Raw genomic sequence first — 8331 nt, 5'->3', positions numbered from 1 at the left:
ACCGAGCAGCCGGCCATGTCCAGCGAGGTCACGTAGTTCCCGACGAGGGTACGGGCCAGGGCAGACGGCAAGGTGACGACAGGGCGCTAGCCGCCCAGCTCCTGGTGGCGGGCGGTCAGCCGGGCCGTACCGGCCTCGGTGAGGGAGCCGAAGAGGCGAAGGCGGGAGATGCCGCCGTCCGGGTAGATGTCGATCCGGACGCGGGAGCCGACCGCCGGGGTGTCGAGCACGAAGCGGTGGTTGGTGTCGGGCTGCAGGCGGGTCCGGGGCAGGATCTCGGTCCACTCCTCGGAGTCCGCGGCGGCGACGGAGAGCGCGGCCCAGCCGGCGCTGTTGCCCTTGAGGTACGCGGTGTCGATCTCGACGGCGCGGATCTCGGACTCGGCGGCCAGCTGGTAGCGGATCCAGTCGTTGCCCTTGTCGCGGCGGCGGCGGGTCTCCCAGCCGTCGTCCATCTTGCGGGAGCGGCCCGGCTGGATGGTGTTGGTGGCCGGGGAGTAGAAGCGGTCGGAGGCGTCCTCGACCTGGCCGCCGTTCTCCAGGGCGGCGAGGTCGAAGGTGCCGAGGACCGCGAGCCACGCCGGGTCGGGGGCCACCTCGCCGTGGACGCGGAGGCGGGCGATGCCGCCGTCGGGGTGCTGGTTGACGCGCAGGTGGGTGAAGCGCTGCTCGACGTCGACGGCGAAGCCGTTGGCGGCGTGGCCGCCGACGGCGGTGCGCGGGACGAGCGTCGTCCACTTCACGTCGTCGGCGAGGAGCTCCTCGGGCGAGGGCGAGCCGGGTACGGAGGCGGCCTCGACGGAGACGGCCTGCGGGTAGTTGCCCCGGAAGTGGGCGGTGTCGAGGACGATGCCGCGGACGACGCCGGGCGCGCCGAGCCGGACGAGGGCCCAGTCGTGGTCGTCCTCGGTGGGGTGCGGCTGCTGGGCCGAGACGCCACGGCGGCGGCGGGTCTCCCAGCCGTCCATGATCTTGCCCTTGTGGCCGAAGTGCTCGGGGTCGAACTCGGCGGCCTCGGGCTTGAGGAGGTTCTCGCGCTCGGCGAAGAACTCGTCGTTGGCGGCGACGACACCCGCGCCGAGGCGCCGGTCGGCGAGGTCCGCGTACTGGGTGAAGGGGAAGTCGGCCGTCCGGTAGTCGGCGTACGGGTCACCGCCGCCGTAGGGGCTGGCGTCGCCGGTGAAGGAGGGTATGCCGGTGCTCACGGGTCAGTTGTTCCTTTCGAGGAGGCGGCCGGAGGGCTCGGCCAGGGTGCCGTGTTCGGCGATCCGCTCTCCGCGCAGCCAGGTGGAGGTGACGACGCCGCTGAGGGTCTTCCCCGCGTAGGCGGTGATCCGGTTGCGGTGCTGGAGCTCGGCCGGGTCGACGGTGAAGGTGGCGTCCGGGGCGAGGACGGCGAAGTCGGCGTCGCGGCCGGCCTCGATGGCGCCCTTGCGGGTGAGCCCGGCGAGGCGGGCGGGACCCTCGGACATCCAGCGGACGACGTCCGTCAGGTCGAATCCACGGCTGCGGGCCTCGGTCCAGATGGCCGGCAGGCCGAGCTGGAGGGAGGAGATGCCGCCCCAGGCGGACGCGAAGTCGGGCGTCTTGAGGTCGGCGGTGGACGGGGAGTGGTCGGAGACGATGCAGTCGATCGTGCCGTCCGCGAGCCCCTGCCAGAGGGCGTCCTGGTTGACGGCCTCGCGGATGGGCGGGCAGCACTTGAACTCGGTGGCGCCGTCCGGGATCTCCTCGGCGGTGAGCGTGAGGAAGTGCGGACAGGACTCGACGGTGATCTTGACGCCCTCGGCCCTGGCGGCGGCGATGACCGGCAGCGCGTCCGAGGAGGAGAGGTGGAGGACGTGGACGCGGGCGTTCAGCCGCCGGGCCTGGTTGATCAGGTTCTCGATGGCCGTGTTCTCCGCGTCCCGGGGCCGGGAGGCGAGGAAGTCGGCGTACGCGCCGCCCGTGCGCTGGGGGGCGGCGGCGAGGTGGTGCGGGTCCTCCGCGTGCACGATCATCAGGCCGTCGAAGCCGGAGATCTCGGCGAGCGAGGTCGCCAGCCGCTCCTGGTCGAGCTCGGGGAACTCGTCCACGCCGGACGGCGACAGGAAGCACTTGAAGCCGAAGACCCCGGCGTCGTGCAGCGGGCGCAGGTCCTTGACGTTGTCGGGCAGGGCGCCGCCCCAGAAGCCGACGTCGACGTGGGCCTTGGCACGGGCCACCTCCTGCTTGATCCGCAGGTTCTCGACGGTGGTGGTCGGGGGCAGCGAGTTGAGGGGCATGTCGAGCAGGGTGGTGATGCCACCGGCGGCGGCCGCGCGGGTGGCGGTCCAGAAGCCCTCCCACTCGGTGCGGCCGGGGTCGTTCACGTGCACGTGGGTGTCGACGAGTCCGGGCAGGACCACGTCGTCGCCGACGTCCTCCAGCCGGGCCCCGGCGGGTACCTCGGCGTCGTACGGCAGCACGGCCGCGATCGTCCCTCCGGAGACGGCGATCGACGCCGGGCGCGTCCCCTCGGGGGTGATGACACGCGTCGAGCGCAGGACCAGGTTGACGTCCACCCGTACCCCTTCTTCAAGTGCTTCGGCGAGAACCGGGCGCTTCGGCGGGAACCGCCCGACCGCCCGGCAGAAAATTCAACGAACTGTTGAAGGAGTCTTCACTTCCGGACGACATGTCGTCAAGGGCACACTTCCAGCATCCGACGTCGGTCAACCGCGTCTGGACGTTTCCACAAAGTGGAATGTAAATTCCGTACAGTAGAACGTAGCTCCGCACATGCGGGGTGGAGCCGGACGCCTCCGGGCCCTCGTCGACACCGGACAAACACCCCCTGACCGGCGCGTACGCCGGGACCGGGACCGGGTGCCCCGACCGCTGGCCCGGTAGGCTGCTGCCTTGCCCGCCTGCCCCGAAAGGACCGTTGACGTGCCGACGTCCAGCGCCAGCACCACCGACGCCGCCAAGCCCGCCGCGAGCGGGGGCGTCCAGTCCCTTGAGCGTGCCTTCGACCTCCTGGAGCGGATGGCCGACGCCGGGGGCGAGGTCGGGCTGAGCGAGCTCTCCGCCAGCAGCGGACTCCCGCTCCCCACCATCCACCGCCTGATGCGCACGCTGGTCGCCTGCGGCTACGTGCGCCAGCAGCCCAACCGGCGGTACGCGCTCGGCCCCCGGCTCATCCGGCTCGGCGAATCCGCCTCCCGGCTCCTCGGCACCTGGGCCCGCCCGTACCTGGCGCGGCTCGTCGAGGAGACCGGCGAGACCGCGAACATGGCGCTGCTCGACGGCGACGAGATCGTGTACGTGGCGCAGGTGCCGTCCAAGCACTCGATGCGCATGTTCACCGAGGTCGGCCGGCGGGTGCTGCCGCACTCGACCGGCGTCGGCAAGGCGCTCCTCGCCCACACCCCGGCGGAGGAGGTACGCGCGCTGCTCGCCCGCACCGGCATGCCCGCCGCGACGGAGAAGACGATCACCACGCCGGACGGCTTCCTCGACGCGCTCGTCGCCGTCCGCGAGACGGGTTACGCGGTCGACGACAACGAGCAGGAGATAGGAGTCCGCTGCCTCGCCGTGTCGGTGCCGGACTCCCCCACCGCGGCGGCGATCTCCATCTCCGGCCCGGCCGGCCGGGTGACGGAGGCGGCGACGGAGAAGATCGTCCCGATCCTCCAGGAGGTCGCCCGCGAGCTCTCGACGGCGCTGGCGAACACGACGGGCAACGGCGGGGCGTAACACCCCGGCGGCCCGGCCTCCCGCCGCGTCGCGGCGGGGCCGGGTCGCGGCGGGCCGGGTCGCGGCGGGCCGGGTCGCGGCGGGCCGGGTCGCGCGCCACGGGCAAGGTCCGTGGGTTCGCCCCGGGCCTGGCCGAGACCGGTTCGGGGCCGGTCCGAGGCTGGTCCACGGCCCGTTCGAGACCCGTTCGAGACCCGTTCGAGGACTGCTCCGCGCCGTGTCCTCAGGCCGGGACGGGTTCCGCGAGGTGGCCGTCCTGGACCGTCACCACGCGGTCCGCCCGCGCGAGGTGCGTACGGTCGTGGGTGACCAGGACCGTAGCCGTCCCCCGTTCCACCGTCAGACCCGCGAGCAGCGACACCACCGCCGCGCCCCGCTCGTGGTCCAGCGCGCTGGTCGGCTCGTCCACCAGCAGCACCGCCGGCTCGTTCATCAGGGCCCGCGCGATGTTGACCCGCTGCCGCTGGCCGCCGGACAGCTGGTGCGGCCGCCGCCCGGCCAGCTCCGCGAGGCCCACCGCGTCGAGCAGTTCCAGGGCCCGGCCCCGGGCCTCCTTGGGCGCCCGCCCCGACAGGTGCGCCATGACCTGGAGCTGTTCGGCCACCGTGAGCGAGGGCAGCAGGTTGGGCTGCTGGAACACGATCCCGATCCGCTCGCGCCGCAGCGCCGCCCGCCCGGCCGCGTCCAGCGCGCCCGTGTCCGTACCGGCGACGACGACCCGCCCGCGGTCGGGCGTCACGAGGGTGGCGGCGACCGCGAGGAGGCTGGACTTGCCGGAGCCCGAGGGACCGACGACCGCCGTGAGGGAACCGGCGGGGACGGTGAGGGAGACGGCGTCGAGCGCGGTCAGACGGCTGTCTCCGTCCGGGTAGGTGAGGGTGACGGCATCGAGGACGAGACTCATCGGGCACTCCCGGACAGGATCACGACAGCGGAGACAGCGGGGACAGCGAAGGCAGCGGGAACAGCGGAGGCGGCGCGGGCCGTGCAGACGGCACGGACGGCACGGGCAGGACGGGCGGCACAGGCAGGACGGGCGGCACGGGCGGTGGGGTTCATCGGGCGCTCCCCAGGGCCGTGAGGGGGTCGACGGCGGTGATCCGCCGGATGGAGAGCGCCGCCCCGAGCACACCGAGCACGACGATCACGGCGGCCGGCCCGAGGACGGTCAGCGGGTCGAGCACGAACGGCACGTTCCCGCCGCTGACCAGCGCTCCGATACCGACCGCGAGCGCGGTGCCGAGCAGCGTCCCCGCGGTGAGCATGAGCACGGCCTGCCCGAGGGCGTCCTTGAGGAGGTACGGGGTCGAGGCCCCGAGCGCCTTCAGGACGGCGACATCACCGCTGCGCTGGATGGTCCAGACGGTGAAGAAGGCTCCTATGACGAGGGCCGAGATGGCGAAGAGGAACCCGCGCATCAGCTGGAGCGAGCCGTTCTCGGCCTGGTACGACCCTATGGCGGTGAGGGCGTCGTCGACGGTCCGCGCCTCGGTGCCGACGGCCCTGTCGCCGGCCGCCCAGTCGGTCTCCCCGCCACCGCGGAGCGCGACGACGGTCGCCTGTTCCTCCACCGTGGTGCCGGTGTGCCCGAGCCGCTGCCAGTCGTCGAGGGAGGTCCACACCACCGGGGTGTGGCTGTACGAGGCGTCACCGGCGACCGCCGTGACGGCCAGCTCCAGGGGGCCGAGGCGGACGGAGTCGCCGGCCGAGACACCCAGCTCCTCGGCGGCCGACTCGGAGAGGACGGCCTTGCCCGAAGCGGGCGCCACGGGTGCGAGCCCGCCGTCCGGCTCCGTGCCGAAGGCGGAGACGGCGGCGGTGCGGTCTCCGGCGGCCCCGTTGAGCGTGCGGATGCCGAGCGGCGCGGCCGCCGTCACTCCGGGGCGCCCGGCCCACCGGCGCCACTGCTCCTCCGTCACCGTCGAGTTGGTGAAGGAGACCGACTGCCCGGACGGCGGCGCCGCGAAGGCCAGCCGGTCGGCGGGCAGGCCGGTGATCGCGGAGATGTTCTCCCGCGCGAGCCCGGCGGTCAGCCCGGACAGCAGTCCCACGAGCAGGGTGATCAGCACGATCACGGTGCCCATGAGGGCGAACCGTCCCTTGGCGAATCTGAGGTCTCTCCATGCCACGAACATGCTGACCAGGGTGGTCCGGCGGGTGCCCGGCGGGCATCGCGCCACGGATGGCTCCGCAATCAAACTTTCGGTTGAGTCCGGATTGTCCGCCGCTGTCTACGCTGGAGGGATCATGGATCCCCACTCCTCCCTCCACCCCGCCCGGCGTTCGCTCACCCCCGCCCTGCCTGCGCTGCGCCTCTGTCTGCACCTGCTGATGGCGGGGCTGCTCACCCTGGCGGCGGTGCGGGCGGGCTCGGCCGCCGGAACGGTTCTGGCGGTGGTGACCGGCGCGATCTACGCGGCCGGTTCGTATCTGCCGTCCGTCCGGCGTTCCCAGCGGGCCGCCGCCGTGTGGCTGGGTGTCCTGGGCGCGTCGTGGATCGTGATGCTCTGCCTGACCCCGGAGGCCCTCTGGGTGGCGTTCCCGCTCTACTTCGTCCAGCTGCACCTGCTGCCGACGCGCTGGTCGCTGCCGGTGGTCGCGGCGACGGCGCTCGCGGCGATCCTCTCGTACGTGGGTCACGGGGCCGCGCTCAATCCGGGGGTCTTCATCGGGCCGCTGCTCGGCGCGGCGGTCGCGGTGGCGACGGTCCTCGGCTACCAGGCCCTGTACCGGGAGAGCGAGCGGCGGCGCCGGCTCATCGAGGAGCTGATCACGACGCGGGCCGAGCTGGCGGCGGCGGAGCGGCACGCGGGGACGCTCGCCGAGCGGGAGCGGCTGGCGCGGGAGATCCACGACACCCTCGCGCAGGGCCTGTCCTCGATCCAGTTGCTGCTGCGGGCGGCCGAGCGGACGCTGCCGCCGGGCTCACCGGCCGTCGGTCACATCGAACGGGCCCGTCAGGCGGCCCAGGACAACCTGGCGGAGGCACGACGCTTCGTCCGGGCCCTGTCGCCGCCGGACCTGGAGCACGGTTCCCTGGCGGCGGCGCTCGCGCGGCTGTGCGAGCCGGGGGCGGGCTCGGGGGCGTACGAACCGGGGGACGGGCCGCGGGTCCGGTTCTCGGTCAGCGGTACGCCGGCGGAGCTGCCGACCCCGTACGAGGTGGCTCTGCTGCGGATCGCCCAGTCGGCGCTCGCGAACACGGTGCGGCACGCGGCGGCCTCGCGGGCGGAGATCACCCTGTCGTTCATGGACGCGTCGGTGACGCTGGACGTGGTCGACGACGGCGCGGGCTTCGAGCCGGATTCCGTACGCCCCTCCTCCGACGGCGGTTTCGGGCTTCCGGCGATGCGCTCGCGCGCGGAGTCGCTGGGCGGCACGTTCACCGTCGAGTCCGCCCCCGGCCAGGGCACGGCCGTCGCCGTCTCCCTCCCTCTCCCCATCGGAGTCCGATCATGACCATCCGCCTGCTCCTCGCCGACGACCACCCGGTGGTCCGGGCGGGCCTGCGCGCCGTCCTCGACACGGAGCCGGACTTCGAGGTCGTCGCGGAGGCGGCCACCGCCGAGCGCGCGGTGGAGCTGGCCGCCGCCGGGGGTGTCGACGTGGTCCTGATGGACCTGCAGTTCGGCTCGGGGATGCACGGCTCGGAGGCGACGGCGGCGATCGCGGCGGCCCCGGGCGGGCCGAAGGTCCTCGTCCTGACGACGTACGACACGGACGCGGACATCCTGGCGGCGGTGGAGGCGGGCGCCTCCGGCTACCTCCTCAAGGACGCGCCGCCGGAGGAGCTGGCGGCGGCGGTCCGGACGGCGGCGGCCGGGCAGTCGGCCCTCGCGCCGGCGGTGGCGCACCGGCTGATGGACCGGATGCGGACCCCGGCGGAGGCGCTGACGAGGCGCGAGCTCGAAGTGCTCCAGCTGGTGGGCGAGGGGCTCTCGAACCAGCAGATCAGCAAGGTGCTGTTCCTGAGCCAGGCGACGGTGAAGTCGCATCTGGTGCACGTCTTCGCGAAGCTGGGCGTCGACTCGCGCACGGCGGCGGTGGCGACAGCGACGGCACGCCGACTGATCCGGCGGTAGGCACCGACCGCGGGCCGCCCGGCGCGGGAGCGTCGGGCTCCCCGCGGCCGCCCGGCCTCCGGGAGTCGACAGACCGACCCGTCAGGCCCCTGCGACGTCGGCAGGCCCCTGGGGCGTCGGCGGGCCGAAGAGTTCCACCGCGTGCCGCACCCCGGCGAGCCCCTGGGAGAGCGCGCTGACCGAGCCGACGCAGCCCGCGACGATCAGCAGGGAGCGGCGCAGCCGCCGTACCTCCGGGGCGCCGCTGAGGGCCATGGCGTCGAGTGCGGCGAGCTCGCCCTCGGCGATGCCCCGGTCGGCGAAATCGACGCGGTGTGCGGCCAGTTCGCGCCGGAGGCGGGACACGGCGGACCGCAGTTCGGCCACCCTGGGGTCCACGCCGTCGCCGGTCACTCGCCTCTGCCCCACGCTTCGCAACATGGTTCTCCCCCTCGCACGACACTGTGCGCAGAACGCCGTACCCGAACACACCGCACTACCGAGCCGACCCGTCGGACGGTGGTCGGGCGCCGTGAGTCGCGGGCCAGTTAAC

8 protein-coding genes are annotated in these 8331 nt (G+C 73.6%); 3 read left to right on the top strand and 5 right to left on the bottom strand.

The features are described from left to right. Window positions 1–86: 86 nt before the first annotated feature. Both alc and allB read right to left on the bottom strand, forming a co-directional pair. Window positions 87–1205: an allantoicase gene (gene alc, locus ABT129_RS22135; protein WP_351904107.1), complete on the bottom strand. Its 1119-nt coding sequence runs from the start codon at window positions 1203–1205 to the stop codon at window positions 87–89. Window positions 1206–1208: 3 nt separating this feature from the next. Continuing rightward, window positions 1209–2543: an allantoinase AllB gene (allB, locus tag ABT129_RS22130; protein WP_351904104.1), complete on the bottom strand. Its 1335-nt coding sequence runs from the start codon at window positions 2541–2543 to the stop codon at window positions 1209–1211. A gap of 367 nt (window positions 2544–2910) precedes the next feature. Here allB and ABT129_RS22125 point away from each other — a divergent pair, with 367 nt between their 5' ends. Then, entirely contained in the window at window positions 2911–3717 is an 807-nt protein-coding gene (locus ABT129_RS22125) for an IclR family transcriptional regulator (RefSeq protein WP_351904101.1), read from the top strand. 223 nt (window positions 3718–3940) lie between these two features. Here ABT129_RS22125 and ABT129_RS22120 read toward each other — a convergent pair whose 3' ends face one another. Both ABT129_RS22120 and ABT129_RS22115 read right to left on the bottom strand, forming a co-directional pair. Beyond that, window positions 3941–4621 carry an ABC transporter ATP-binding protein gene (locus ABT129_RS22120; protein ID WP_351904098.1) on the bottom strand — a complete coding sequence of 227 codons (681 nt, stop codon included), beginning with the start codon at window positions 4619–4621 and terminating at the stop codon, window positions 3941–3943. A gap of 151 nt (window positions 4622–4772) precedes the next feature. Beyond that, window positions 4773–5852, bottom strand: coding sequence for an ABC transporter permease (locus ABT129_RS22115; protein ID WP_351904095.1), 1080 nt, complete (start codon window positions 5850–5852; stop codon window positions 4773–4775). Window positions 5853–5964: 112 nt separating this feature from the next. On the opposite strand from ABT129_RS22115, the gene ABT129_RS22110 reads away from it, so the two are divergent. Continuing rightward, window positions 5965–7176 (top strand): sensor histidine kinase, encoded by a 1212-nt coding sequence (locus ABT129_RS22110; protein WP_351904092.1) that lies wholly within the window; start codon window positions 5965–5967, stop codon window positions 7174–7176. Continuing rightward, complete coding sequence (locus ABT129_RS22105) at window positions 7173–7799, top strand: response regulator (protein ID WP_351904089.1); 627 nt, start codon at window positions 7173–7175, stop codon at window positions 7797–7799. The genes ABT129_RS22110 and ABT129_RS22105 overlap by 4 nt, the downstream gene beginning before the upstream one ends. 81 nt (window positions 7800–7880) lie before the next feature. Here ABT129_RS22105 and ABT129_RS22100 read toward each other — a convergent pair whose 3' ends face one another. After that, complete coding sequence (locus ABT129_RS22100) at window positions 7881–8219, bottom strand: DUF5955 family protein (protein WP_351904086.1); 339 nt, start codon at window positions 8217–8219, stop codon at window positions 7881–7883. Window positions 8220–8331 lie beyond the last annotated feature (112 nt).

It is taken from the genome of Streptomyces sp. NPDC002057, from assembly GCF_040296665.1.
Classification (GTDB): domain Bacteria; phylum Actinomycetota; class Actinomycetes; order Streptomycetales; family Streptomycetaceae; genus Streptomyces.
Note: the sequence above shows the minus strand (reverse complement) of the source record. Positions and strands in the feature narration are given on the sequence as shown.

Bases quoted from the DNA above. Each gene is read 5' to 3' on its own strand.
- ABT129_RS22110 (WP_351904092.1), top strand. From the start codon at position 5,965: ATGGATCCCCACTCCTCCCTCCACCCCGCCCGGCGTTCGCTCACCCCC.
- ABT129_RS22105 (WP_351904089.1), top strand. From the start codon at position 7,173: ATGACCATCCGCCTGCTCCTCGCCGACGACCACCCGGTGGTCCGGGCG.
- ABT129_RS22120 (WP_351904098.1), bottom strand. From the start codon at position 4,621: ATGAGTCTCGTCCTCGATGCCGTCACCCTCACCTACCCGGACGGAGAC.
- ABT129_RS22115 (WP_351904095.1), bottom strand. From the start codon at position 5,852: ATGTTCGTGGCATGGAGAGACCTCAGATTCGCCAAGGGACGGTTCGCC.
- ABT129_RS22100 (WP_351904086.1), bottom strand. From the start codon at position 8,219: ATGTTGCGAAGCGTGGGGCAGAGGCGAGTGACCGGCGACGGCGTGGAC.